This is a genomic window from Pseudomonas borbori (assembly GCF_900115555.1).
In the GTDB taxonomy this organism is placed as follows: Bacteria; Pseudomonadota; Gammaproteobacteria; order Pseudomonadales; family Pseudomonadaceae; genus Aquipseudomonas; species Aquipseudomonas borbori.
The window spans coordinates 1-23,628 of the sequence record NZ_FOWX01000046.1 but is presented as its reverse complement, the minus strand read 5'-3'; the positions used below and the strand labels follow the sequence as shown (position 1 = coordinate 23,628).

Genomic DNA, 23,628 nt, shown 5'->3' with positions numbered 1-23,628 from the left:
ACACGTTACGCAGCAAGACGCCCGAGATGATCGAGCAGGAACTGTGGGGCGTGTTATTGGGCTACAACCTGCTGCGCTATCAGATGGTGGAGATGAGCCGCCATTGCCCAGGTATTTACCCGTGCGAAATGAGCTTTACCGCGTGTACCTGGGCGATTTTAGGTTTTATCAACAGCGTTTCCGCGGACCGCTCCGGGAACATACCCAAGTACCTGGCCGAGCTTCATGCTTCAGCCTTGCACTATGTCCTGCCGCATCGACGAGAAGAGCGTGTTTATCCCCGGGCGATCAGGCTCAAATCCTCGAAGTATCCGATCAGAAAGAAAAATGCCAGTCAGCTTAACTGACTGGCATTAGCCATGGGCGCCCTGTTTTTTGCATGATTTTTCTTGCAGCTTGCAGCTTGCAGCTTGCAGCTTGCAGCTGCCCCTAATCCGTATATTGGAACAGCTTGACGATCTTCTGCACGCCGGAGGTGCCCTGCACCAGGCTGGTCGCCCGGTTGGCCTCCTGGCGCGAGACCAGGCCCATCAGGTAGACGATGCCGTTCTCGGTGATCACCTTGATCCGCGAGCCCGGTACAGTCGCGTCGGCGACCATCTGCGCCTTGATCTTGGTGGTCAGCAGGGTGTCGTTGCTGCGTGCGAGCAGCGAGGTCGGTTGCAGTACCTGCAGTTCGTTGTGCACCTTGGTGACACCCTGAACCTTGCGCGCCGCCTGTTCGGCGGTGCTTTTCAGTTCGCTGCGCGGCGTCTGCCCGGCCAGCAGTACCACACCGTTGTAGCTGGTGACCACGATGTGCGAGGTTGGGTCGGTCAGGTCGACATGGGCGCGGGCGATATCGGCGCTGACTTGCGGGGCGATGAACTGGTCATCGATCTTGTTGCCGATACTGCGGCTGCCGCAGCCGACAAGAATCAGGCTGCACAGCAGGCCGGCAAGGATCAGTGGCGAGCGGGTCATTCTTCACTCCCAAACAGTTGGCGGTCGATCAGGTCGCACAGGCAGTGGATCGCCAGCAGGTGGACTTCCTGAATGCGCGCGGTGACCTTCGACGGCACGCGAATTTCCACGTCTTCCGGCAGCAGCAGCGAGGCCATGCCGCCGCCGTCGCGGCCGGTGAGGGCGACCACGGTCATTTCACGGTCGTGGGCGGCCTGGATGGCCTGGATCACGTTGGCCGAGTTGCCGCTGGTGGAGATGGCCAGCAGTACGTCGCCGGGCTGGCCGAGGGCGCGGATCTGCTTGGAGAAGATCTCGTTGTAGCTGTAATCGTTGGCGATCGAGGTGATGGTCGAGCTGTCGGTGGTCAGGGCGATGGCCGGCAGGCTCGGGCGCTCGCGCTCGAAGCGGTTGAGCAGTTCGGAGGAAAAGTGTTGGGCATCGCCTGCCGAGCCGCCATTGCCGCAGGTGAGGATCTTGCCCTCGCTGAGCAGTGCCTGAACCATGGCCAGGCTGCCTTGCTCGATGAAGGGAACCAGTACTTCCAGAGCCTGTTGCTTGGTTTCAATGCTGGCCAGGAACAGTTGGCGGATACGGTCTTGCATTTCCATCGGAGATTTAACCTTCAGTGTGGCGCCGGTTCAGGTGTCAAAGGCGTTTTGAATCCAGTTCAGCCGGGGAGCCGGGTTGCCTTCGGCGTTTATGGCAATCACGTCGAACCGGCAGGGGTGTTTGGCCCAGCGCGATTCCCGCTGCAAAAAGTGTAGGGCGGCTTTCGTCAGCTTCTCGCGCTTGCGCGCGTCGACGCTCTCCACGGCGCCGCCCCAAGCGGAGTGCCGGCGGTAGCGGACTTCGACGAATACTACTGTATCGGCGTCGAGCATGACCAGATCAAGCTCGCCGCTGCGGCAGCTCCAGTTCTGCGCCAGCAGCTTCAGGCCGTGCTGCAGCAGATGCTGACGGGCCAGCTCTTCGGCTGCCTTGCCGCTGCTCTGCGTGCTGCCGTGGTCAATCAATTGAGGCTGTCTGGCAGGTGTTCGACGCGACCGCCGCGGAACTCGGCCCAAGGCAGCTGGCGCTCGATGCGTTGCGCCGGGTTGAGGCTGAGGTTGCCGGACAGGCCATCGATGCGGGTATCCGGCAGGGCCTTGAGCTGGCTCAGGCGCGGCGCCAGGTGGTAGGCGTCGGCGCCCATGGCGTAGAGCCGGCCGAGACTGCCGCCGGCTTGCGGCCACTGGCTTTCGACCTGTTGGCGTACCGGGTCGTCGACGTTCAGCAACCAGGGAGTCTCGCAAAAGCGGATGCCGTTCAGGTCTTGGTACTGTGCATCGCTGTGGTTACCGGTAAACAGGTGCGAGGTGGCGTAGACCGGCACGTCGCCAGCGTACTGGAAGGCCAGGGTCGGTTTGATCTGTTGGGCTTGCTGCGGGGTGGCCGCCAGGAAGATGAAGTCGATGTCCTGGCGCCGAGCCGGCTCTGCGGCCACCGCAACGCCCAGGGTGTTCTTCAGGCGCTTGGTGCGTGCCTCGCTTTCGCGCAATTGGAACAGTTCGGCGATTTGCCGGGCCAGTTCAACCGGCTGATCGACATGTTCGGCGGCGATCAGGGTGCCGCCCTGGGCTTGCCAGCTCTGGCGGAAGGCGTCGAGTACGCGGTCGCCCCAGTCACCGCGTGGGACCAGGGCGGCTGCCCGGCGCATGCCGTCGGCCCAGGCCCGCCGCGCTGCTTCGCGCGCCTCGTCTTCGGCGGCGAGGCCGAACTGGAACAGCTGTGGCGGGCCTTCCTGGCCTGGGTCGCTGTAGTTCAGGGCCAGGGTGGTGATGGGTAACTGTTCGCGATCGCTGAGTTGCTTGACCAGTGGTTTTTCCAGTGGACCGATCACCAGTTGTACGCCGGCCGACTGGGCCTGACGGTAAAATTCATCCAGCGAGCTCAGGCGTGAGCTGTCATAGAACTGGATGTTGGGCGGGTTCTGTCCAGCCTGCTGGGCCTGATAGTGGGCCGAGAGGAAGCCGTCGCGCAAGGCGCGCGCTACGGCTGCAAGAGGGCCTTCTTGCGGGAGCAGCAGGGCGATTTCCTGCAAGGGTTGGCTGGACAATTCTTGCAGTTTGCTCAGCGCCGGCGGCAATTGCAGGGCGGCCGGGTGCTGGGGGTGTTGTGCCAGCCAGGCATCGATGGCGGCCTGCTGCTGTTGCAGGGTGCCAGGGGTCTTGGCAGCCAGAGCCAGGCCCAGCCAGCCGGCCAGTTCGGTGGCGTCGCTGGTTTGCAGTTGTTCGCTGGGCAGGCTGGAGACCAGGCTCCAGATACTCTCGTGGTTGCTTTTGGCGGCTTCGTCGCTGAGCAGTGGGGCGATGTAAACGCGTTCGCGCGCGGCGGCCAGGATCTGTCCATCGGCCTGCAGGGCGCTGGCGCGCGCCAGTTGGGTGCGTACTTGTTGTTCGATCGGCAGTTCCGCCAGGCGCTCCAGGCTCGGATGGCCGAGCGCTTTCAGGGCGGCTTTGGGTTTATCCCGCGTCAGTGCCAGTTCGGCGGCCAGGGTGCTGGCGTAGATCTGCTGGGCAGGCTTCAGGCTGGCGAGTTGCATCTGCTCGAGGATGCTGTCGGCGCGGGCGATGTTTTTCTGCTGATAAGCCAGGTCTGCAGCAGCCAGGCGCAGCAGGGCGGCCTGTTCGGGCTTGCTCTCGGCGGCCTGTTGCAACAGTTGCTCGATGCTGGCTTGAGGGGTGCGCGGCAGCTCTCCCAGGGTGGACGAGGGCGGGCTGGCGCAGGCGGCAAGCAGGCCGACAAGGCAAAGAGCGAGGAGTGGACGCAGGCAGGCGATCATGTAAGCGTTCCTGGTACTTGATCAAATGAACGGCGAATTGTACCCAAGGCCTGGCCCTGGCGCGATGTCGATGGCGTGAAACGGGCTACAATGCGCGCTTTTGCGATTGAAGAGGCGCGAGCTGTGACCACTCCCGGTGCATCGAATTCCACTCCTGGCACCCTTTACGTGGTCGCCACGCCAATTGGCAACCTGGACGACATCAGTGCGCGGGCGCTCAAGGTGCTCGGCGATGTGGCCTTGATTGCCGCCGAGGACACCCGCCACTCCGCACGGCTGATGCAGCACTTCGGGATTGCCACGCCGCTGGCCGCCTGTCACGAACACAACGAGCGCGATCAGGGTGGGCGCTTTCTCGCCCGGCTGTTGGCTGGTGAGGATGTGGCGTTGATTTCCGATGCCGGTACGCCGTTGATTTCCGACCCGGGCTATCACCTGGTACGCCAGGCGCGTGCTGCCGGGGTCGCGGTGGTGCCGGTGCCGGGAGCCTGTGCGTTGATTGCGGCGCTGTCGGCGGCGGGCTTGCCGTCCGACCGGTTTATTTTCGAGGGTTTTCTGCCGGCCAAGACCGCCGGCCGTCGTGCGCGTCTCGAGCAGGTAAAGGAAGAGCCGCGCACACTGATCTTCTATGAGGCGCCACACCGTATCCTCGAGTGTCTGGAGGATATGCAGGCGGTGTTCGGCGATGAGCGCCCGGCACTGCTGGCGCGGGAAATCAGCAAAACCTTCGAGACGCTCAAGGGGCTGCCATTGGCCGAGTTGCGCGCCTGGGTGGCGGCTGACAGCAATCAGCAGCGCGGCGAGTGTGTGGTGCTGGTCGCGGGCTGGCAGGCGCCGGAGGGCGAGGCGGCGATCAGCGCCGAGGCGTTGCGTGTGCTCGATCTGCTGCTTGGCGAGTTGCCGCTCAAGCGAGCGGCAGCGCTGGCGGCGGAAATCACCGGAGTGCGCAAGAACCTGCTCTATCAAGCGGCGTTGGAGCGGCAGAAAGACGCTTGAGCCTTGTTCTATGGGGCGTGTGCCGGTAACCTTGGCGGCGGAGAGTCGATCGGACAGTCGCTGCCGTGTTGCGTTCTGCGCAATGCGGGGGAGGAAAGTCCGGGCTCCATAGGGCGGAGTGCCAGGTAACGCCTGGGAGGCGTGAGCCTACGGAAAGTGCCACAGAAAATAACCGCCTAAGCGCTTCGGCGCCGGTAAGGGTGAAAAGGTGCGGTAAGAGCGCACCGCACGGCTGGTAACAGTTCGTGGCTAGGCAAACCCCACTCGGAGCAAGACCAAATAGGGTTCCATTGGCGTGGCCCGCGCTGGAACCGGGTAGGTTGCTAAAGACGTGCAGTGATGTACGTCGTAGAGGAATGACTGTCCTCGACAGAACCCGGCTTACAGATCGACTCTCCACCTTTCCTTTCTGTCTGTGACACCGTTACACCTCGCTTTTCTAAGACCAAAAAAATCTTACTCTTAATAAATCACTTTAAGTTCGAAGTGCAGCTTGCTGTACATGCTCGATTTGCCTCGCAAGACTCCGCGCAATGCTCTGCTCCTACTCCTCTTTAGTTTGCTAAATCGCCGTTCTGTAAGGGTTTTTCCCTCCAGGCGCGCCTTGACGGTGGGGTGTGGGCGTTCCTATAGTGTGCACAGGTGGTAAGAAGTGGCATGAAGTGGGTTTTTTTGGGCATGGATAGCTAATTAAAGGGGAGCGCAGTCGTGTTTCGCGGAGCCAACGCCATCAGTCTCGACGCCAAAGGGCGACTCGCGATGCCAAGTCGGTATCGGGACGAGCTCGTGTCGCGTTGTGCGGGCCAGCTCATCGTGACCATCGATGCCATTGACCCCTGTCTATGTGTCTACCCACTGGCTGAGTGGGAGTTGATCGAGAACAAGCTGCGCGAGTTGGCCTCTTTCCGTGAAGAGAATCGTCGCTTGCAGCGTTTGCTGATCGGTAATGCGGTTGACCTCGAGCTGGATGCCAGCGGCCGTTTTCTGGTGCCGCCGCGTTTGCGCGAGTACGCCGGGCTGGATAAGCGCGCGATGTTGGTCGGCCAACTGAATAAATTTCAACTGTGGGACGAAGATGCCTGGAATGCGGTCGCCGATGCCGATTTGGCGGCCATCAAGCAACCGGGTGCTTTGTCCGACGAACTACGTGACTTGATCCTGTGACTATGACCAGCAACTTTCGCCATATTACCGTGCTACTCGACGAGGCGGTCGACGGGTTGGCCGTGCGTGCGGATGGCTGGTACCTGGACGGCACCTTCGGCCGTGGCGGGCATAGCCGCTTGATCCTCGAAAGGCTCGGGCCAGACGGGCATTTGCTGGGGTTCGACAAGGACCCCTTGGCGATTGCCACGGGGAATGAGCTAGCGGCCGAAGACGGCCGCTTTGTCGTTGTGCAGCGCAGTTTTGCGGAACTTGGCGAAGAAATCGCTGTCCGCCGCCTGGCCGGCAAGGTCAGCGGAATCCTGCTGGACCTGGGCGTTTCCTCGCCGCAGTTGGACGATGCCGAGCGCGGTTTCAGCTTCCTCAATGACGGCCCGCTGGACATGCGCATGGACCCCTCCCGTGGCGTCAGTGCCGCGCAGTGGATCGCCAGCGCCAGCGAAGAGGAAATCGCCCGGGTGTTCAAGGAGTACGGCGAAGAGCGTTTCGCCAAGCGCATGGCCCGTGCCGTGGTGGTGCGTCGTGCGGAGCAGCCCTTCGAGCGCACTGCCGACCTGGCGCAGGTGCTGACGGTGGCCAATCCCGCCTGGGAAAAGGGCAAGAATCCGGCGACCCGCGCCTTCCAGGGCCTGCGCATCTACATCAATAACGAGCTGGGTGATCTCGAGGCGGGCCTGGATGCCGCCCTGGAGGCGCTCGAGGTGGGTGGCCGGCTGGTGGTGATCAGCTTCCACTCCCTCGAGGACCGCATCGTCAAGCAGTTCATGCGCAAGCATGCCAAGGGCGAGCGGGACAGCTATCCGCGTGACCTGCCGATCATCCCCAAGGCCTTCGAGCCCCGTTTGAAGCTGATCGGCAAGCCGCAGTACGCGTCCGAGGCCGAACTCAAGGCCAACCCGCGTTCGCGTAGCGCGGTCATGCGGGTGGCGGAGAAAATGCGATGAGTGCGGTCTTCGCCAAGCCATTGCCAAAGGGCAGCCTGCTGATGCTGGTGCTGTTCCTTGGCGTGCTCGGCAGCGCGCTGGCGGTTTCTTACAGTGCGCACTGGAATCGTCAGTTGCTCAACGGTCTGTATGCCGAGCTGAGCACCCGTGACCGGGCGCAGGCCGAGTGGGGCCGTTTGATTCTCGAGCAGAGCACCTGGACCGCTCACAGCCGTATCGAAACCCTGGCCAGCGAACAGCTGAACATGCGCATTCCCGAAGCCGCCGAAGTGCGCATGGTGGCGCCATGATCAGGCTCGAAGGGGCGCTCTATCCCTGGCGGTTTCGCCTGGTGCTACTGCTCCTGGCGCTGATGGTCGGTGCGATCGTCTGGCGCATCGTCGATCTGCATGTGTTCGACCATGATTTCCTCAAGGCCCATGGCGATGCGCGTAGCGTGCGGCATATTCCGATTCCCGCGCACCGTGGCCTGGTCACCGATCGCAATGGCGAGCCGCTGGCGGTCAGTACCCCGGTCACCACTCTGTGGGCCAACGGCAAGGAATTGCAGGCGGGCAAGGCCCAGTGGTCGGCCTTGGCGGCTGCCTTGGGGCAGGAGCCAAAGGGCTTGGCCGTGCGCCTGCAGGCCAATGCCGAGCGCGAATTCATGTACCTGGTGCGCGGCCTGACGCCGGAACAGGGGCAGCGCGTCCTCGACCTGAAACTACCGGGTGTATACGCCATCGAAGAGTTTCGCCGTTTCTATCCGGGCGGCGAAGTCACCGCGCACGTGGTCGGCTTTACCGATATCGACGATCGCGGCCGCGAAGGCATGGAGCTGGCTTTCGATGAATGGCTGGCCGGCGTGCCGGGCAAGCGCCAGGTGCTCAAGGACCGCCGCGGCCGTTTGATCAAGGATGTCCAGGTCACCCAGAATGCCAAGGCGGGCAAGACGCTGGCGCTGTCGATCGACCTGCGTCTGCAGTATCTGGCGCATCGCGAGTTGCGCAACGCCCTGGTCGAGTTCGGGGCCAAGGCGGGCAGCCTGGTCATGATCGATGTGAAGACCGGCGAAGTGCTGGCGATGGTCAACCAGCCCACCTACAACCCGAATAATCGGCGCAATCTGCAGCCGGCCGCCATGCGCAACCGAGCGATGATCGACGTGTTCGAGCCGGGTTCGACCATGAAGCCGTTCTCCATGAGCGCCGCCCTGGCGAGTGGCCGCTGGCAGCCAAGCGATACCGTCGACGTGTATCCGGGCACCTTGCGGATTGGCCGCTACACGATCCGCGATGTTTCGCGCAGCAGCGCGCCGCTGAGCCTCACCGAAATCCTGATCAAGTCGAGCAACGTCGGCATGAGCAAGGTCGCCTTCGATATTGGCGGCGAGTCCATCTACTCGGTGATGCAGCAGGTCGGGCTGGGGCAGGACACCGGTCTCGGTTTTCCCGGCGAGCGGGTCGGCAATCTGCCCAACCACCGCGAATGGCGCCAGGCTGAAACCGCCACGCTGTCCTATGGCTACGGCTTGTCGGTGACGGCCGTGCAGCTGGTGCATGCCTACTCGGTGCTGGCCAATGGCGGGCGCAGTGTGCCCTTGTCACTGACCCGCATGGAGCGCAAGCCGGACGGTGTGCAGGTGATCCCTGAAGACATCGCCAAGACCCTGCAGGGCATGCTGCAGGAAGTGATAGAGGCGCCCGGTGGGGTGTTCCGGGCCAAGGTTCCGGGGTATCACGTCGCGGGCAAGAGCGGTACCGCACGCAAGGTTTCGACCGATTCCAGGGGCTATCGGGCGAATGCCTACCGCTCGCTGTTCGCCGGCTTCGGGCCGGTCAATGATCCGCGGATTGCGGTGGCCATCGTCATCGACGAACCCAGCAAGGGCGGTTACTACGGCGGTCTGGTGTCTGCGCCGGTGTTCGGCAAGGTCATGGCCGGCGCCCTGCGTCTAATGAATGTGGTGCCGGATAACCTGACACCGCCCGTCGAATCGCAAGCCACTGCGCTGAACGCAGTCAAGGGAGGGCGCATCTGATGCCCATGCCTCTGAATCAATTGTTGCCTGAAGCCGCCAGTGCGGTGCTGATCCGTGAATTGACCCTGGATAGCCGCAAAGTGCGCCCCGGTGATCTGTTCCTTGCCGTGCCGGGTAGCCAGCAGGACGGCCGCGTGCACATTGCCGACGCTATTGCCCGCGGCGCCGCTGCGGTGGCCTATGAGGCCGAGGGAGCGCCGGCGATGACGGCCAGCAGCGCCGAGCTGCTGGCGATCAAGGGCTTGGCCGGGCAGCTGTCGGCCATCGCCGGGCGCTTCTATGGCGAGCCGAGCCGGGGCTTGCATCTGGTCGGTATCACCGGCACCAACGGCAAGACCAGCGTCAGCCAGCTGCTGGCCCAGGCCCTGGATCTGCTGGGCGAGCGCTGCGGCATCGTCGGCACCCTGGGTAACGGTTTTTACAATGCACTGGCTCTCGGTCGGCACACCACGCCGGATCCGATCGGCGTGCAGGCCACCCTGGCCGACCTGAAGAATGCCGGCGCCCGTGCGGTGGCCATGGAAGTCTCCTCCCACGGTTTGCACCAGGGCCGGGTGGCCGCGCTGGCGTTCGACGTGGCGGTATTCACCAACCTGTCGCGCGATCATCTGGACTATCACGGTTCGATGGACGCCTATGGCGAGGCCAAGTCGGCCTTGTTCGCCTGGCCGGGTTTGCGTTGCCGGGTGCTCAATCTGGACGACCCATTCGGTCGTGAACTGGCCCGTGCCGAGCATGACTCGCGCCTGATCAGCTACAGCCTGGAAGACCCCACGGCTTATCTGTACTGCCGTGACGCCCGGTTCGACGAGCAGGGTGTACGGGTCAAACTGGTCACGCCGCGCGGCGAAGGCAATGTGCGCAGCGCGCTGCTGGGACGCTTCAACCTGAGCAACCTGCTGGCCGTGGTCGGCGCGTTGCTGGGCATGGATTATCCGCTCGACGAAATCCTCAGGGTGCTCCCGCAGTTGCAGGGGCCGGTGGGGCGCATGCAGCGCCTGGGCGGGGCCGAACAACCACTGGTGGTGGTCGATTACGCGCACACTCCGGATGCTCTGGAAAAGGTCCTCGAAGCCCTGCGCCCGCATGTCAAGGGACGTCTGCTGTGCCTGTTCGGCTGCGGTGGCGAGCGTGATCGCGGCAAGCGCCCACTGATGGCGGCGGTGGTCGAGCGCCTGGCCGATGGCGTGCTGGTTACCGACGACAACCCGCGTGGCGAGGCGCCCGAGCAGATCTTCAGCGACATTCGCGCAGGTTTCGTCGTGCCCGAACGCGTGCAGTTCGTCCATGGCCGCGGCCAGGCCATCGCCCAACTGATCGCCGCTGCCAGCCCGGCCGATGTGCTGGTGCTGGCCGGCAAGGGCCATGAGGACTATCAGGAAATCAACGGCGTGCGCCAGCCATTCTCCGACCTGATCGAAGCTGGCAAGGCCCTGGCGGCATGGGAGGTGGCGCATGCTTAAAGCCCTGCGCTTGAGCGAAATCAGCGCGCCGCTGGGTGCGCGCCTGATCGGTGAAGATCGCGCCTTCGCTGCGGTCAGCACCGACAGCCGGGCGATTCAGCCGGGTCAGCTGTTTATCGCCCTGAGCGGGCCGAACTTCGACGGTCACGCTTACCTGGCCGATGTCGCGGCCAAGGGGGCGGTGGCTGCATTGGTCGAGCGACAAGTGGCGGACGTCGCCTTGCCGCAGTTGCTGGTGGCCGATACACGCCTGGCGCTTGGTCGGCTCGGCGCCCTGAATCGTCAGGCCTACGGCGGCCCGCTGGTTGCGATCACCGGCTCCAGCGGCAAGACCACGGTCAAGGAAATGCTCGCCGGCATTCTGCGCACGGCATTCGTCGAGCAGGGCAGTGCCGTGCTGGCCACCCGCGGCAATCTGAACAACGAGCTGGGTGTGCCGCTGACCCTGCTCGAGCTGGCGCCGCAGCACAAGGCGGCAGTGATCGAGCTGGGCGCCTCGCGCGTCGGCGAAATCGCCTATACCGTCGGTCTGGCCCAGCCTCATGTGGCCATCATCACCAATGCCGGCACCGCCCATGTTGGCGAGTTCGGCGGGCCGGAAAAAATCGTCGAGGCCAAAGGCGAGATCCTCGAAGGGTTGGGCGCGGGCGGGGTTGCCGTGCTCAATCGCGACGATCCAGCCTTTGCCCTCTGGCAACGGCGCGCGGGCGACCGGCGGATCCTCAGTTTCGCCCTGCGCAATCCGGCTGCAGACTTTCATGCCAGCGACCTGGACCGCGATGTGCGCGGTTGCTCGGCCTTCACCCTGCACTGCGCCGAAGGCCTGGCCCGTATCCAGCTCAACCTGCTCGGCGAGCACAATGTTGCCAATGCCCTGGCTGCATCGGCGGCGGCACACGCCCTAAACGTACCGCTGGTCGATATCAAGAACGGTCTGGAAAGCCTGCAGCCGGTCAAAGGCCGCGCCGTAGCGCAGTTGGCGAGCAATGGCGTGCGGGTTATCGATGACAGTTACAACGCCAACCCCGCGTCGATGTGCGCGGCGGTTGATATACTCGCCGGCTTCTCCGGTCGCACCCTTCTGGTGCTCGGGGACATGGCCGAGCTAGGCGCCTGGGCCGAGCAAGCACACCGCGAGGTGGGCAGCTATGCCGCGGGCAAGGTGGCCGCACTCTATGCGGTTGGCCCGCTGATGGCCTATGCGGTTGCAGCGTTCGGCGCAGATGGCCGGCATTTTGCCGATCAAGCCAGTCTGATCGAAGCGCTACGCCGCGAACAGGGCGACACCACCATTCTAATCAAAGGTTCACGTAGCGCCGCGATGGATAAAGTCGTGGCGGCGCTCTGTGGCACATCCAGCGAGAATCACCCAATGGAGAGTCACTAAATGTTGCTGCTGCTGGCGGAGTACCTGCAACAGTTCCACAAGGGCTTCGCGGTCTTTCAGTACCTGACCCTGCGCGGGATTCTCGGGGTGTTGACCGCACTGGCGTTGTCGTTGTGGTTGGGGCCGTGGATGATCCGCACCCTGCAGATCCGTCAGATCGGCCAGTCGGTGCGCCATGACGGGCCGCAGTCGCACCTGTCGAAGAAGGGCACGCCGACCATGGGCGGCGCGCTGATTCTCTCCGCCATCGCCATCAGCACCCTGCTCTGGGCCGACCTGAGCAACCGCTACGTCTGGGTGGTGCTGGCAGTGACCCTGCTGTTCGGCGCCATCGGCTGGGTCGACGACTACCGCAAGGTGATCGAGAAGAACTCGCGCGGCCTGCCGAGCCGCTGGAAGTATTTCTGGCAATCGGTATTCGGTCTTTCGGCAGCCTTGTTCCTTTATATGACCGCGCAGACCCCCGCGGAAACCACCCTGATCCTGCCGTTGCTCAAGGACGTAAGCATCGAATTGGGCTTGGGTTTCGTGGTGCTGACCTACTTCGTCATCGTCGGCTCGAGCAATGCGGTGAACCTCACCGATGGCCTGGACGGCCTGGCGATCCTGCCGACCGTGATGGTCGGCGGCGCCCTGGGTATCTTCTGCTACCTGTCGGGCAACGTGAAATTCGCCGAATACCTGTTCATCCCCTATCTGCCGGGCGCGGGCGAGTTGATCGTGTTCTGCGCCGCCCTGGTTGGCGCCGGTCTGGGTTTCCTCTGGTTCAACACCTACCCGGCCCAGGTGTTCATGGGCGATGTCGGCGCGCTGGCCCTCGGTGCGGCCCTGGGCACCATCGCCGTGATCGTCCGTCAGGAAGTGGTGCTGTTCATCATGGGTGGGGTGTTCGTCATGGAAACCCTGTCGGTGATCATCCAGGTCGCTTCGTTCAAGTTGACCGGCAAGCGGGTGTTCCGCATGGCGCCGATTCATCACCACTTCGAACTCAAGGGCTGGCCCGAACCCCGCGTCATCGTGCGTTTCTGGATCATCACCGTGATTCTGGTGCTGATCGGCCTTGCTACCTTGAAATTGCGTTGAGGAGACTATGAGCCTGATCGCTTCCGACCAATTCCGCATCGTTGTCGGCCTCGGCAAGAGCGGCATGTCCCTGGTGCGCTTTCTCGCGCGCCAGGGCTTGGCCTTTGCCGTGGTCGATACCCGTGCCAACCCGCCGGAGCTGGCCACCTTGCGTGAGCAGTTCCCGCGGGTGGAGGTGCGTTGTGGCGAGCTGGACGTGGACTACCTCTGCCGTGCCAGCGAGCTGCTGGTCAGCCCGGGCCTGGCCATCGCCACCCCGGCGCTGCAGGCCGCAGCCGCGCGGGGCGTCAAGCTGTCCGGCGACATCGATCTGTTCGCCCGTTACGCCAAGGCCCCGATCGTCGCCATCACCGGCTCCAACGCCAAGAGCACCGTCACCACCTTGGTCGGCGAGATGGCGGCGGCAGCGGGCAAGAAGGTCGCGGTCGGCGGCAACCTGGGTACTCCCGCGCTGGATCTGCTCAGCGACGAGGTCGAGCTGTATGTCCTGGAATTGTCCAGCTTCCAGTTGGAAACCACCGATCAGCTCAACGCCGAAGTGGCGACCTGCCTGAACATCAGCGAAGACCATATGGATCGCTACGCCTCGCTGGCGGCTTATCACCTGGCCAAGCACCGGATCTTCCGCGGCGCCCGCCAGGTGGTGGTCAATCGCGACGATGCCTTGTCGCGGCCGCTGGTGGCGGACGACCTGCCGTGCTGGTGGTTCGGCCTGGGCAAGCCGGACTTCAAGCGTTTCGGCTTGCTCGAAGAGAACGGCGAAAAACACCTGGGCTTTCGGTTCGACGCGCTGCTGCCGGTGCGTGAGCTGAAGATCCGCGGTGCGCACAACCAGGCCAACGCCCTGGCCGCGCTGGCCCTGGGCCATGCGGTCGGCCTGCCGATGGCGCCGATGCTGGAGACCCTGAAGCGCTTCGCCGGGCTGCCGCACCGCTGCCAGTGGGTCGGCGAGCGTAATGGCGTGAGCTACTACGACGACTCCAAGGCGACCAACGTCGGTGCCGCCCTGGCGGCCATCGAAGGCCTGGGCGCGGATATCGCCGGCAAGCTGGTGTTGCTCGCCGGTGGCGACGGCAAGGGTGCCGACTTCTCCGCCCTGGCCAAGCCGGTCGCGCAGTTCTGTCGCGCCGTGCTGTTGCTGGGTCGCGATGCCGAGCGCCTAGCCGCGGCGCTCGGTGATGACGTACCGCTGATTCGCGTGCAGACCCTCGAGGAAGCCGTGCAGCGCGCCGCCGAACTGGCCCGGCCGGGCGATGCCGTGCTGCTCTCGCCGGCCTGCGCCAGCCTGGACATGTTCAAGAATTTCGAAGAGCGCGGACGCCTGTTCGCCCAAGCCGTGGAGGCGCTCGCCTGATGCTCGCCTTCCTGCGCCCTTACCCGTCCCCGCTGTTCAGCCGTCGTGGCCTGGACATGGACTTCCCGCTGCTGGCCGGTTGCCTGGCCCTGCTCGGCCTGGGGCTGGTGATGATCGCGTCGGCCTCGACCGAGGTGGCCGCGGTGAATGTGGGCAGCCCGCTGTATTACATGCTCCGTCACCTGATTTACCTGGTGATCGGCCTCGGCGCCGCCGTGGTGGTGCTGTTGATCCCGCTGGAAACCTGGCAGCGTCTCAGTGGTCTGGCGCTGTTGGCCGCCTTCGCCCTGCTGGTGCTGGTGCTGGTACCGGGGGTCGGCCGCGAGGTGAACGGTTCGATGCGCTGGATCGGCTTCGGTGCCTTCAACGTGCAGCCGTCGGAAATCGCCAAGCTGTTCGTGGTGATCTATCTGGCCGGCTATCTGGTGCGCCGTCAGGCGGAAGTGCGCGAAAGCTGGGCCGGCTTCTTCAAGCCGTTCGTGGTGCTGCTGCCGATGGCCGGCTTGCTGCTGCTGGAGCCGGACTTCGGCGCCACCGTGGTGATGATGGGCGCCGCCGCGGCCATGCTGTTCCTCGGTGGCGTCGGCCTGCTGCGCTTCGGCTTGCTGGTCGCCCTGGCCGTCGGTGCGTTGTTCGTGCTGGTGCAGACCCAGGAGTATCGCCTGCAGCGCCTGATCACCTTCACCGACCCCTGGGCCGACCAGTACGGCTCCGGCTACCAGTTGACCCAGGCGTTGATCGCCTTCGGTCGCGGCGAGTGGTTCGGCGTCGGCCTGGGCAACAGCATCCAGAAACAGTTCTATTTGCCGGAAGCGCACACCGACTTCGTCTTCGCCGTGCTCGCCGAAGAGCTGGGCATGCTGGGCGCCCTGATTACCGTCGGCCTGTTCGCCTTCGTCTGCGTGCGCGCCCTGTATATCGGCCTGTGGGCGGAGAAGGCCAAGCAGTTCTTCGCCGCCTACGTCGCCTACGGCCTGGCGTTCCTCTGGATCGGCCAGTTCCTGATCAATATCGGGGTGAACATCGGCCTGCTGCCGACCAAGGGCCTGACCTTGCCGTTCCTCAGCTATGGCGGCAGCTCCCTGGTGATCTGTTGCATCAGTCTGGCGCTGCTGCTGCGCATCGAATGGGAGCGGCGCACCCAGCTGGGCAGCGAGGATGTCGATTTCCAGGAGTCGGATTTTTTCGATGGCAAGAGTGCACAGGAGCCTGCCCATGCCCGCTAATGTGCTGATCATGGCCGGCGGTACCGGCGGGCACGTGTTCCCGGCGCTGGCCTGTGCCCGCGAGTTCCAGGCGCGCGGTTACCGCGTGCATTGGCTGGGTACGCCGCGCGGCATCGAGAACGAACTGGTCCCGGCCGCCGGCCTGCCGCTGCACCTGATCAACGTCAGCGGTCTGCGCGGCAAGGGCAAGCTGTCGCTGCTCAGGGCGCCGTTCCAGCTGATCAAGGCGCTGTTTCAGGCGCGTAGAGTGGTGCGCGAGCTGCAGCCGGTGTGCGTGCTCGGCATGGGCGGCTTCGTCACCGGCCCCGGCGGCCTGGCGGCCCGGCTGGGCGGTGCACCGCTGATCATCCACGAGCAGAACGCCGTGGCCGGCACCGCCAATCGCAGCCTGGTGCCGTTTGCCAGCCGGGTTTGCGAGGCTTTCCCGAATACCTTCGGCGCTTCGCCCAAGCGTCGCACCACCGGCAATCCGGTGCGCGAGGAGCTGTTCCTGGAAACCCCGCGCGATTCGCTGCGCAACCGGCGCCCGCGCCTGCTGATTCTGGGTGGCAGCCTGGGCGCCGAGCCGCTGAACAAGCTGTTGCCCGCCGCCCTGGCGTTGCTGCCGGGCGAGTTGCGCCCGGAAGTGTTCCACCAGGCCGGCAAGCAACACGATGGCATCACTGGCGAACGTTACCGCGCTGCGGGCGTCGAAGCGCAGGTCGCACCCTTCATCAAGGACATGGCCCGCGCCTACGCCTGGGCCGATCTGGTGGTGTGCCGCGCCGGCGCCCTGACCGTCAGCGAGCTGGCTGCCGCCGGTTTGCCGGCGCTGCTGCTGCCGCTGCCGCATGCCATCGACGATCACCAGACGCGTAACGCCGAGTACCTGGCCAGGGAGGGCGCTGCCGTCCTTCTGCCGCAACGCTCCACAGACGCGGCCGCGCTGGCCGCCCAGCTGTCCGAGGTTTTGATGCACCCTGAACGATTGCAAGAAATGGCGCGCACCGCGCGCCGACTGGCCAAACCCGATGCCACCCGCAGCGTTGTCGATATTTGTCTGGAGGTGGCCCGTGGTTGAGAGTCGCAAAGCTATCGCGCAACCGGAAATGCGCCGCATCCGCCGTATCCACTTCGTCGGCATCGGCGGCGCCGGCATGTGCGGCATCGCCGAAGTGTTGCTCAACCTGGGCTATCAGGTGTCCGGCTCCGACCTCAAGGCTTCGGCGGTCACCGAACGTCTGCAGAGCTTCGGTGCGCAGATCTTTATCGGCCACCGTGCCGAGAACGCGGAGAGCGCCGACGTGCTGGTGGTCTCCAGCGCCGTGAATACCTCCAACCCGGAAGTTGCCGCCGCCCTGGAGCGGCGCGTGCCGGTGGTGCCGCGTGCAGAAATGCTCGCCGAACTGATGCGTTACCGGCATGGCATCGCCGTGGCCGGCACCCATGGCAAGACCACCACCACCAGCCTGCTGGCCTCGGTGTTCGCCGCCGGCGGCCTGGACCCGACCTTCGTCATCGGCGGCCGCCTGAATGCGGCGGGCACCAATGCCCAGCTCGGCACCAGCCGCTACCTGATTGCCGAAGCGGACGAAAGCGATGCCAGCTTCCTGCATCTGCAGCCGATGGTCGCGGTGGTCACCAATATCGACATGGACCACATGAGCACCTACGAGGGCGACTTCAACAAGTTGAAGAAAACCTTCGTCGAGTTCCTGCATAACCTGCCGTTCTATGGCCTGGCGGTGCTGTGCGTCGACGACCCCATCGTGCGCGAGATCCTGCCGCAGGTGGCGCGCCCGACCATGACCTACGGCTTCGGCGAAGATGCCGACGTGCGCGCGATCAACGTGCGCCAGCAGGGCATGCTGACCTTCTTCACCGTGCTGCGTACCGGCCGCGAGCCGCTGGATGTCTCGGTCAACATGCCGGGCAATCACAACGTGCTGAACGCCCTGGCGACCATCGCCATCGCCACCGATGAAGGCATCAGCGATCAGGCCATCGTCCAGGGGCTGTCCGGCTTCCAGGGCGTCGGCCGGCGTTTCCAGGTCTACGGCGAACTGCCGGTGGCCGGCGGCAGCGTGATGCTGGTCGACGACTACGGCCACCACCCGCGCGAAGTGGCGGCGGTGATCAAGGCGGTGCGCGGCGGCTGGCCGGAGCGACGCCTGGTGATGGTCTACCAGCCGCACCGTTTCAGCCGCACCCGCGACCTCTACGAGGATTTCGTCCAGGTGCTGGCCGACACCAACGTGCTGCTGCTGATGGAGGTCTACCCGGCCGGCGAAGAGCCGATTCCGGGGGCCGACAGCAAGCACCTGTGCCACAGCATCCGCCAGCGTGGCCAGCTCGATCCGATCTACATCGAGCGTGGCGTCGAACTGGCGCCGCTGATCAAGCCGCTGCTGCGCGCCGGCGACATCCTGCTGTGCCAGGGCGCCGGCGATATCGGTGGCCTGGCCCCGCAACTGCTGCAAAGCGCGCTGTTCGCCGCGGCTGGCGGCGAGTCGAAAGAGGCTGAGTCGAAATGAACGCCGAAACCTTGAAGTCACAGCTGCCGGTTACTGCTTTCGGTCGCGTCGCCGTGCTGTTCGGCGGCAAGAGCGCCGAGCGCGAAGTCTCGCTGAAGTCCGGCAATGCGGTGTTGCAAGCGCTGCAAGCGGCTGGCGTGGATGCCTTCGGCATCGATGTCGGCGAGGATTTCCTGCAGCGTCTGCTGGCCGAGAAAATCGACCGTGCCTTCATCGTGCTGCACGGTCGTGGCGGCGAGGACGGCAGCATGCAGGGCCTGCTCGAGTGCGCCGGCATCCCCTACACCGGCAGCGGGATTCTGGCTTCCGCCCTGGCCATGGACAAACTGCGCACCAAGCAGGTCTGGCAGAGCCTCGGCCTGCCGACTCCGCGCCATGCGGTATTGGCCAGTGCCGAGGACTGTCGTGCCGCCGCGGCGGAGCTGGGTTTTCCGCTGATCGTCAAGCCGGCCCATGAAGGCTCGAGCATCGGCATGGCCAAGGTCGCCGATGTCGACGCCTTGATCGCCGCCTGGCAGGACGCCAGCCAGTACGATTCGCAGGTGCTGGTCGAGCAGTGGATTCACGGCCCGGAATACACCATCGCCCTGTTGCGCGGCCAGGTGCTGCCACCGATTGCCCTGGGCACCCCGCATTCGTTCTACGACTACGACGCCAAGTACCTGGCCAGCGACACCCAGTACCGCATCCCCTGTGGCCTCGCTGCGGCCAAGGAAGAAGAGCTGAAAAGCCTCAGCGCGCGGGCCTGCGAGGCGGTCGGCACCCAGGGCTGGGCGCGGGTCGATGTGATGCAGGACGCTGCCGGCCAGTTCTGGCTGCTGGAGGTCAATACCGTGCCGGGCATGACCGATCACAGCCTGGTGCCGATGGCGGCGCGAGCCGCCGGTCTGGATTTCCAGCAACTGGTGTTGGCGATTCTCGCCGACAGCCTCGAGGCGCGGGGTTAAGCCATGGTCGCCACCCTGCGTCACCAGCCAGGTTCAGCCCGCGCTCCGTTGCGCGGCAAGCCTGCGCAGCGCGGTGCCAGCCGCCTGGTGGCCAGGGAGCCGATCAGCCTGCGCCTGCCCAAGCCGAACCTCGGTCTGCTCAAGCGCATCACCTGGCCGTTGTTGCTGCTGCTGTTGGGTTTCGCCGCTTACGAGTTGGCGCAACGGCTGCTGCCCTACGCGGATCGGCCGATCGCCAAGATCAGCGTCGAGGGCGACTTGAGCTACGTCAGTCAGCAGGCGGTGCAGCAGCGTATCGAACCCTTCGCCACGGCGAGCTTCTTCGGTGTCGATCTGCCGGGTATGCGCCATGAGCTGGAACAGATGCCCTGGATCGCCAGCGCCCAGGTGCGGCGGGTGTGGCCGGATCAGTTGCTGGTGCGCCTGGAGGAGCATCTGCCGATTGCCCGTTGGGGCGACGAGGCGCTGTTGAACAACCAGGGCAAGGCCTTCGCGCCCAAGGAACAGGCGAATTATCAGCACCTGCCGCAGCTGTATGGCCCCAAGCGGGCGCAGCAGCAAGTGATGCAGCAGTACCAGGTGCTCAGCCAGATGTTGCGCCCACTGGGGTTTTCCGTGGTGCGCCTGGAGTTGCGTGAGCGCGGCAGCTGGTTCCTCTCCACCGGGCAGGGTATCGAGCTGTTGCTGGGTCGCGACCACCTGGTGGAAAAGATGCGCCGTTTCAGCGCCATCTATGACAGGGCGCTGAAAGTGCAGCAAACGAATATCGCGCGAATCGATCTGCGTTACGCCAACGGCCTGGCCGTGACGTGGCGCGAGCCGCTCGCGCCCACGGCGGCCGACACCGCTGTCGTGCAGTGACTCAGGAGAAGGCAGGAAACATGACAAACGTGCAGAGCGGCAAGATGATCGTCGGTCTCGATATCGGCACCTCCAAGGTGGTGGCGCTGGTCGGTGAAGTGACTGCCGATGGCCAACTGGAAATCGTCGGTATCGGCACCCATCCGTCGCGCGGTCTGAAAAAGGGCGTGGTGGTCAATATCGAATCGACCGTGCAGTCGATCCAGCGCGCCATCGAAGAGGCGCAGCTGATGGCCGGTTGCCGCATTCATTCGGCCTTCGTCGGCCTGGCCGGCAACCATATCCGCAGCCTCAACAGCCACGGTATCGTCGCCATCCGCGATCGCGAAGTCAGCTCGGCCGACCTCGAGCGGGTACTGGATGCTGCCCAGGCCGTGGCGATTCCGGCGGACCAGCGGGTGCTGCATACCCTGCCGCAGGATTACGTGATCGATAACCAGGAAGGGGTGCGCGAGCCGCTGGGCATGTCCGGCGTGCGCCTGGAGGCCAAGGTGCATGTGGTGACCTGCGCGGTGAATGCGGCGCAGAACGTCGAGAAGTGTGTGCGCCGTTGCGGCCTGGAAGTCGACGACATCATTCTCGAGCAGCTGGCCTCGGCCTATGCGGTGCTCACCGACGACGAGAAGGAACTGGGCGTGTGCCTGGTCGACATCGGTGGCGGCACCACCGACATCTGCATCTTCACCGAAGGCGCGATTCGCCATACCGCGGTGATCCCGATCGCTGGCGATCAGGTCACCAACGACATCGCCATGGCCTTGCGCACGCCGACCCAGTACGCCGAAGAAATCAAGATTCGTTACGCCTGCGCCCTGGCCAAGCTGGCCGGCGTAGGCGAGACCATCAAGGTGCCGAGCGTCGGTGACCGGCCGCCGCGCGATCTGTCGCGCCAGTCCCTGGCCGAAGTGGTAGAGCCGCGCTACGACGAGCTGTTCACCCTGATCCAGGCCGAGCTGCGGCGCAGCGGTTATGAGGATCTGATCCCGGCCGGCATCGTCCTCACCGGGGGTACCGCGAAGATGGAAGGCGCGGTCGAACTGGCCGAAGAGATCTTCCATATGCCGGTGCGCCTGGGCATGCCGCAGGGCGTCAGGGGCCTGGGCGACGTGGTACGCAACCCGATTTATTCCACCAGCGTGGGCCTGTTGCTGTATGGCCTGCAGAAACAGGCCGACGGCATCTCGATGTCGGCCGTCGGCAGTTACAACGATGAACCCAGGTCACCGGTATTCGAGCGCTTGAAGCGCTGGGTACAAAGCAATTTCTGAATTAACAACGGCTTATGCAGTAGGCGTTACAACTAGAAAGCAAAGGAGAGGGAAAATGTTCGAGCTCGTAGACAGCATCCCGCAAAGTGCGGTCATCAAGGTCATTGGCGTGGGCGGCGGCGGCGGCAATGCGGTCAACCACATGTCCAAGAACAACATCGAAGGCGTCGAGTTCATCTGCGCCAATACCGATGCACAGGCGCTGAAGAACATCGGTGCGCGCACCATCCTGCAGCTGGGCACGGGCGTGACCAAAGGCCTGGGCGCCGGCGCCAACCCTGAAATCGGCCGGCAGGCGGCCATGGAAGACCGCGAGCGCATCGCCGAAGTGCTGCAAGGCTGCGACATGGTCTTCATCACCACCGGCATGGGTGGCGGTACCGGCACCGGCGCGGCGCCGGTGATCGCCCAGGTGGCGAAGGAAATGGGTATTCTCACCGTCGCTGTGGTGACCCGTCCGTTCCCCTTCGAAGGGCGCAAGCGTATGCAGATCGCCGAAGAGGGCATTCGCGCCCTGGCGGAAAGCGTCGACTCGTTGATCACCATCCCCAACGAAAAACTGCTGACCATCCTCGGCAAGGACGCCAGCCTGCTGTCGGCTTTCGCCAAGGCCGATGACGTGCTGGCCGGCGCCGTGCGTGGCATTTCCGACATCATCAAGCGTCCGGGCATGATCAACGTCGACTTCGCCGACGTGAAGACCGTGATGAGCGAAATGGGCATGGCGATGATGGGCACTGGCTGCGCCAGCGGTCCGAACCGTGCCCGCGAAGCCACCGAGGCGGCGATCCGCAACCCGCTGCTGGAAGACGTCAACCTGCAGGGCGCGCGCGGTATCCTGGTGAACATCACCGCCGGCCCCGATCTGTCCCTGGGCGAGTACTCCGACGTGGGTAACATCATCGAACAGTTCGCTTCCGAACACGCCACCGTCAAGGTGGGTACCGTGATCGATCCGGACATGCGCGACGAGCTGCACGTCACCGTGGTCGCCACCGGTCTGGGCGCGAAACTCGAGAAGCCGGTCAAGGTGATCGACAATACCGTGCAGGTCACCACCAGCAGTGCCGCTTCGTCGGCTGCGCCAACGCCTTCGCGCGGCGAGCAAAGCGTCAATTACAAGGACTACGAACGCCCGACCGTTCAGCGCCAGAGCCACGGCGGTGCTGCTGCCGCGGCCAAGTTGAACCCGCAGGATGACCTGGATTACCTGGACATCCCGGCCTTCTTGCGTCGCCAGGCCGATTGATGGCGTGCATCAGGGGTATTGGGGCGATTGGTGTTCAGCAAAGGCCGGTTCTGCTATCATCGCCGGCCATTGTTGAAAACAATTCGCAACTAGTGCTATAGCGGCCAAAGCCATGATCAGACAACGTACCCTGAAGAACATTATCCGCGCCACTGGCGTCGGCCTGCATTCCGGGGAGAAGGTATACCTGACCCTGAAGCCGGCACCCGTGGACACCGGTATCGTGTTCCGTCGTACCGACCTGGACCCTGTCGTGGAAATTCCCGCGCGGGCGAGCAATGTCGGTGAAACCACCATGTCGACCACATTGGTCAATGGTGACGTCAAGGTGGATACGGTAGAGCACCTGCTTTCGGCCATGGCTGGCCTGGGCATCGATAACGCCTACGTCGAGCTCTCCGCGTCCGAAGTACCGATCATGGACGGCAGTGCGGGTCCCTTTGTATTCCTGATTCAGTCCGCTGGGTTGCAGGAGCAGGATGCCCACAAGAAGTTCATCCGTATCCTTCGCGAAGTGACGGTCGAGGAGGGCGACAAGCGCGCCACCTTCGTGCCTTTCGATGGCTTCAAGGTGAGCTTCGAGATCGATTTCGATCACCCGGTGTTCCGCAACCGCACCCAGTCGGCCAGCGTGGATTTTTCCAGTACTTCTTTCGTCAAGGAAGTCAGCCGCGCGCGCACCTTCGGTTTCATGCGTGACATCGAGTTCCTCCGTTCGCAGAACCTGGCACTCGGCGGCAGCGTGGATAACGCCATCGTGGTGGATGAGTACCGCGTGTTGAACGAAGACGGCCTGCGTTACGAGGACGAGTTCGTCAAGCACAAGATCCTCGATGCCATCGGTGATCTCTACCTGCTGGGCAACAGCCTGATCGGCGAGTTCCGCGGCTTCAAATCGGGGCATGCGCTGAACAATCGCCTACTGCGTGCCTTGATCGAGCAGACCGATTGTTGGGAAGTGGTCACCTTCGATGACGTCAATACAGCACCTATTTCTTACATGCGCCCGGTAGCGGCGGTGTAAGCAGAAACTCCCTCTCTCTGTTGTTTGAAGCCACCCTCGGGTGGCTTTTTTTCTGGTGCGCCAGGCATGGCGCGTTGCGCGTAAGCGCAACCAGTTTGGCTGTGGTGGCCACGCTGGTGACTTGGAGGTGAAAGTCCTCTACACACCCGGCAAGGGGAAGTGTTAGCTGAACGGCAAGGGTGTCGTGGGTGACTGCGAATCTGAAGGAAGCCGAAGGCAAAATGTTGGCCTGACGAACAGGAAGCGGATAGAGGCGGCGCAGCGGGGTAAGAAGGCCAGTATCTTCAAAGCCCGATACTTGCACGGAACGCTGCGACGTAGATCCGACAGGCATAAGCAGGAAGGTCGCGCGAATTACCCTGG

General features: G+C 64.0%; 22 protein-coding genes, 1 other RNA gene and 1 pseudogene. 19 read left to right on the top strand and 5 right to left on the bottom strand.

The genetic code is table 11. The features are described from left to right. A pseudogene (locus BM315_RS22240) lies at positions 1-347 on the top strand (IS4 family transposase); the annotation flags it as partial. A gap of 82 nt (positions 348-429) precedes the next feature. Here the strand turns inward: BM315_RS22240 and BM315_RS22235 are convergent. Genes BM315_RS22235 through BM315_RS22220 form a run of 4 tightly spaced genes read right to left on the bottom strand, consistent with a single transcriptional unit; the run spans position 430 to position 3,766 of the window. After that, on the bottom strand, positions 430-963 hold the full coding sequence (locus BM315_RS22235) for a BON domain-containing protein (protein ID WP_090505657.1): 534 nt from the start codon (positions 961-963) through the stop codon (positions 430-432). After that, positions 960-1,553: a phosphoheptose isomerase gene (locus tag BM315_RS22230; protein WP_090505655.1), complete on the bottom strand. Its 594-nt coding sequence runs from the start codon at positions 1,551-1,553 to the stop codon at positions 960-962. Before BM315_RS22230 ends, BM315_RS22235 begins: the two co-directional genes overlap by 4 nt. Positions 1,554-1,583: 30 nt before the next feature. Next, positions 1,584-1,958, bottom strand: coding sequence for a YraN family protein (locus BM315_RS22225; protein ID WP_090505653.1), 375 nt, complete (start codon positions 1,956-1,958; stop codon positions 1,584-1,586). After that, positions 1,955-3,766 carry a penicillin-binding protein activator gene (locus tag BM315_RS22220; RefSeq protein ID WP_090505651.1) on the bottom strand — a complete coding sequence of 604 codons (1,812 nt, stop codon included), beginning with the start codon at positions 3,764-3,766 and terminating at the stop codon, positions 1,955-1,957. The genes BM315_RS22225 and BM315_RS22220 overlap by 4 nt, the downstream gene beginning before the upstream one ends. Positions 3,767-3,856: 90 nt before the next feature. On the opposite strand from BM315_RS22220, the gene rsmI reads away from it, so the two are divergent. The 18 genes from rsmI to lpxC all read left to right on the top strand — a co-directional run bounded on the left by rsmI (position 3,857) and on the right by lpxC (position 23,265). Further along, complete coding sequence (gene rsmI, locus BM315_RS22215) at positions 3,857-4,762, top strand: 16S rRNA (cytidine(1402)-2'-O)-methyltransferase (RefSeq protein WP_090505650.1); 906 nt, start codon at positions 3,857-3,859, stop codon at positions 4,760-4,762. Positions 4,763-4,803: 41 nt separating this feature from the next. After that, positions 4,804-5,162: RNase P RNA component class A (rnpB, locus tag BM315_RS22210), an RNA gene on the top strand. Positions 5,163-5,470: 308 nt separating this feature from the next. After that, a complete protein-coding gene (gene mraZ / locus BM315_RS22205; protein ID WP_090505648.1) occupies positions 5,471-5,926 on the top strand; it encodes a division/cell wall cluster transcriptional repressor MraZ in 456 nt (151 codons plus the stop codon). A gap of 2 nt (positions 5,927-5,928) precedes the next feature. After that, a complete protein-coding gene (gene rsmH / locus BM315_RS22200; RefSeq protein WP_170862288.1) occupies positions 5,929-6,870 on the top strand; it encodes a 16S rRNA (cytosine(1402)-N(4))-methyltransferase RsmH in 942 nt (313 codons plus the stop codon). Continuing rightward, positions 6,867-7,160 (top strand): cell division protein FtsL, encoded by a 294-nt coding sequence (gene ftsL, locus BM315_RS22195; RefSeq protein WP_090505644.1) that lies wholly within the window; start codon positions 6,867-6,869, stop codon positions 7,158-7,160. The genes rsmH and ftsL overlap by 4 nt, the downstream gene beginning before the upstream one ends. Beyond that, positions 7,157-8,890: a peptidoglycan D,D-transpeptidase FtsI family protein gene (locus tag BM315_RS22190; RefSeq protein ID WP_090505641.1), complete on the top strand. Its 1,734-nt coding sequence runs from the start codon at positions 7,157-7,159 to the stop codon at positions 8,888-8,890. The genes ftsL and BM315_RS22190 overlap by 4 nt, the downstream gene beginning before the upstream one ends. Beyond that, the gene (locus BM315_RS22185; RefSeq protein ID WP_090505639.1) at positions 8,890-10,353 is read left to right on the top strand and encodes a UDP-N-acetylmuramoyl-L-alanyl-D-glutamate--2,6-diaminopimelate ligase; all 1,464 of its coding nucleotides are present in this window, start codon (positions 8,890-8,892) and stop codon (positions 10,351-10,353) included. Before BM315_RS22190 ends, BM315_RS22185 begins: the two co-directional genes overlap by 1 nt. Next, positions 10,346-11,740: a UDP-N-acetylmuramoyl-tripeptide--D-alanyl-D-alanine ligase gene (locus tag BM315_RS22180; RefSeq protein WP_090505637.1), complete on the top strand. Its 1,395-nt coding sequence runs from the start codon at positions 10,346-10,348 to the stop codon at positions 11,738-11,740. The genes BM315_RS22185 and BM315_RS22180 overlap by 8 nt, the downstream gene beginning before the upstream one ends. After that, positions 11,741-12,823 carry a phospho-N-acetylmuramoyl-pentapeptide-transferase gene (gene mraY, locus BM315_RS22175; RefSeq protein ID WP_090505635.1) on the top strand — a complete coding sequence of 361 codons (1,083 nt, stop codon included), beginning with the start codon at positions 11,741-11,743 and terminating at the stop codon, positions 12,821-12,823. Positions 12,824-12,830: 7 nt separating this feature from the next. Further along, complete coding sequence (gene murD / locus BM315_RS22170; protein ID WP_090505633.1) at positions 12,831-14,177, top strand: UDP-N-acetylmuramoyl-L-alanine--D-glutamate ligase; 1,347 nt, start codon at positions 12,831-12,833, stop codon at positions 14,175-14,177. Continuing rightward, positions 14,177-15,403 carry a putative lipid II flippase FtsW gene (gene ftsW / locus BM315_RS22165; protein WP_090505631.1) on the top strand — a complete coding sequence of 409 codons (1,227 nt, stop codon included), beginning with the start codon at positions 14,177-14,179 and terminating at the stop codon, positions 15,401-15,403. The genes murD and ftsW overlap by 1 nt, the downstream gene beginning before the upstream one ends. After that, on the top strand, positions 15,393-16,463 hold the full coding sequence (gene murG / locus BM315_RS22160; RefSeq protein ID WP_090505629.1) for an undecaprenyldiphospho-muramoylpentapeptide beta-N-acetylglucosaminyltransferase: 1,071 nt from the start codon (positions 15,393-15,395) through the stop codon (positions 16,461-16,463). The genes ftsW and murG overlap by 11 nt, the downstream gene beginning before the upstream one ends. Before the next feature lie 28 nt (positions 16,464-16,491). Then, positions 16,492-17,916, top strand: a complete 1,425-nt coding sequence (murC, locus tag BM315_RS22155; protein ID WP_244527355.1) for a UDP-N-acetylmuramate--L-alanine ligase — start codon at positions 16,492-16,494, stop codon at positions 17,914-17,916. Continuing rightward, the gene (locus tag BM315_RS22150; RefSeq protein WP_090505624.1) at positions 17,913-18,863 is read left to right on the top strand and encodes a D-alanine--D-alanine ligase; all 951 of its coding nucleotides are present in this window, start codon (positions 17,913-17,915) and stop codon (positions 18,861-18,863) included. The genes murC and BM315_RS22150 overlap by 4 nt, the downstream gene beginning before the upstream one ends. Before the next feature lie 3 nt (positions 18,864-18,866). After that, positions 18,867-19,724: a cell division protein FtsQ/DivIB gene (locus BM315_RS22145; protein WP_090505622.1), complete on the top strand. Its 858-nt coding sequence runs from the start codon at positions 18,867-18,869 to the stop codon at positions 19,722-19,724. Between the two features lie 20 nt (positions 19,725-19,744). Continuing rightward, the gene (gene ftsA / locus BM315_RS22140; protein WP_090505620.1) at positions 19,745-20,992 is read left to right on the top strand and encodes a cell division protein FtsA; all 1,248 of its coding nucleotides are present in this window, start codon (positions 19,745-19,747) and stop codon (positions 20,990-20,992) included. Between the two features lie 55 nt (positions 20,993-21,047). Further along, positions 21,048-22,241: a cell division protein FtsZ gene (gene ftsZ, locus BM315_RS22135; protein WP_090505618.1), complete on the top strand. Its 1,194-nt coding sequence runs from the start codon at positions 21,048-21,050 to the stop codon at positions 22,239-22,241. Positions 22,242-22,353: 112 nt separating this feature from the next. Next, a complete protein-coding gene (lpxC, locus tag BM315_RS22130; protein WP_090505616.1) occupies positions 22,354-23,265 on the top strand; it encodes a UDP-3-O-acyl-N-acetylglucosamine deacetylase in 912 nt (303 codons plus the stop codon). Here the strand turns inward: lpxC and BM315_RS24865 are convergent. Further along, positions 23,231-23,628, bottom strand: a 398-nt coding sequence (locus tag BM315_RS24865; RefSeq protein ID WP_212632991.1) for a hypothetical protein, incomplete at its 5' end; no start/stop codon positions are given. The two genes, lpxC and BM315_RS24865, sit on opposite strands and share 35 nt — an antisense overlap.

Coding starts and splice junctions, on each gene's coding strand:
- murC (WP_244527355.1), top strand. CDS start 16,492: ATGCGCCGCATCCGCCGTATCCACTTCGTCGGCATCGGCGGCGCCGGC.
- BM315_RS22145 (WP_090505622.1), top strand. CDS start 18,867: ATGGTCGCCACCCTGCGTCACCAGCCAGGTTCAGCCCGCGCTCCGTTG.
- BM315_RS22190 (WP_090505641.1), top strand. CDS start 7,157: ATGATCAGGCTCGAAGGGGCGCTCTATCCCTGGCGGTTTCGCCTGGTG.
- BM315_RS22220 (WP_090505651.1), bottom strand. CDS start 3,766: ATGATCGCCTGCCTGCGTCCACTCCTCGCTCTTTGCCTTGTCGGCCTG.
- BM315_RS22180 (WP_090505637.1), top strand. CDS start 10,346: ATGCTTAAAGCCCTGCGCTTGAGCGAAATCAGCGCGCCGCTGGGTGCG.
- ftsL (WP_090505644.1), top strand. CDS start 6,867: ATGAGTGCGGTCTTCGCCAAGCCATTGCCAAAGGGCAGCCTGCTGATG.
- ftsZ (WP_090505618.1), top strand. CDS start 21,048: ATGTTCGAGCTCGTAGACAGCATCCCGCAAAGTGCGGTCATCAAGGTC.
- BM315_RS22230 (WP_090505655.1), bottom strand. CDS start 1,553: ATGGAAATGCAAGACCGTATCCGCCAACTGTTCCTGGCCAGCATTGAA.
- BM315_RS22235 (WP_090505657.1), bottom strand. CDS start 963: ATGACCCGCTCGCCACTGATCCTTGCCGGCCTGCTGTGCAGCCTGATT.
- ftsW (WP_090505631.1), top strand. CDS start 14,177: ATGCTCGCCTTCCTGCGCCCTTACCCGTCCCCGCTGTTCAGCCGTCGT.
- murG (WP_090505629.1), top strand. CDS start 15,393: ATGCCCGCTAATGTGCTGATCATGGCCGGCGGTACCGGCGGGCACGTG.
- lpxC (WP_090505616.1), top strand. CDS start 22,354: ATGATCAGACAACGTACCCTGAAGAACATTATCCGCGCCACTGGCGTC.
- murD (WP_090505633.1), top strand. CDS start 12,831: ATGAGCCTGATCGCTTCCGACCAATTCCGCATCGTTGTCGGCCTCGGC.
- rsmI (WP_090505650.1), top strand. CDS start 3,857: ATGCGCGCTTTTGCGATTGAAGAGGCGCGAGCTGTGACCACTCCCGGT.
- ftsA (WP_090505620.1), top strand. CDS start 19,745: ATGACAAACGTGCAGAGCGGCAAGATGATCGTCGGTCTCGATATCGGC.
- mraY (WP_090505635.1), top strand. CDS start 11,741: ATGTTGCTGCTGCTGGCGGAGTACCTGCAACAGTTCCACAAGGGCTTC.
- BM315_RS22150 (WP_090505624.1), top strand. CDS start 17,913: ATGAACGCCGAAACCTTGAAGTCACAGCTGCCGGTTACTGCTTTCGGT.
- rsmH (WP_170862288.1), top strand. CDS start 5,929: ATGACCAGCAACTTTCGCCATATTACCGTGCTACTCGACGAGGCGGTC.
- BM315_RS22185 (WP_090505639.1), top strand. CDS start 8,890: ATGCCCATGCCTCTGAATCAATTGTTGCCTGAAGCCGCCAGTGCGGTG.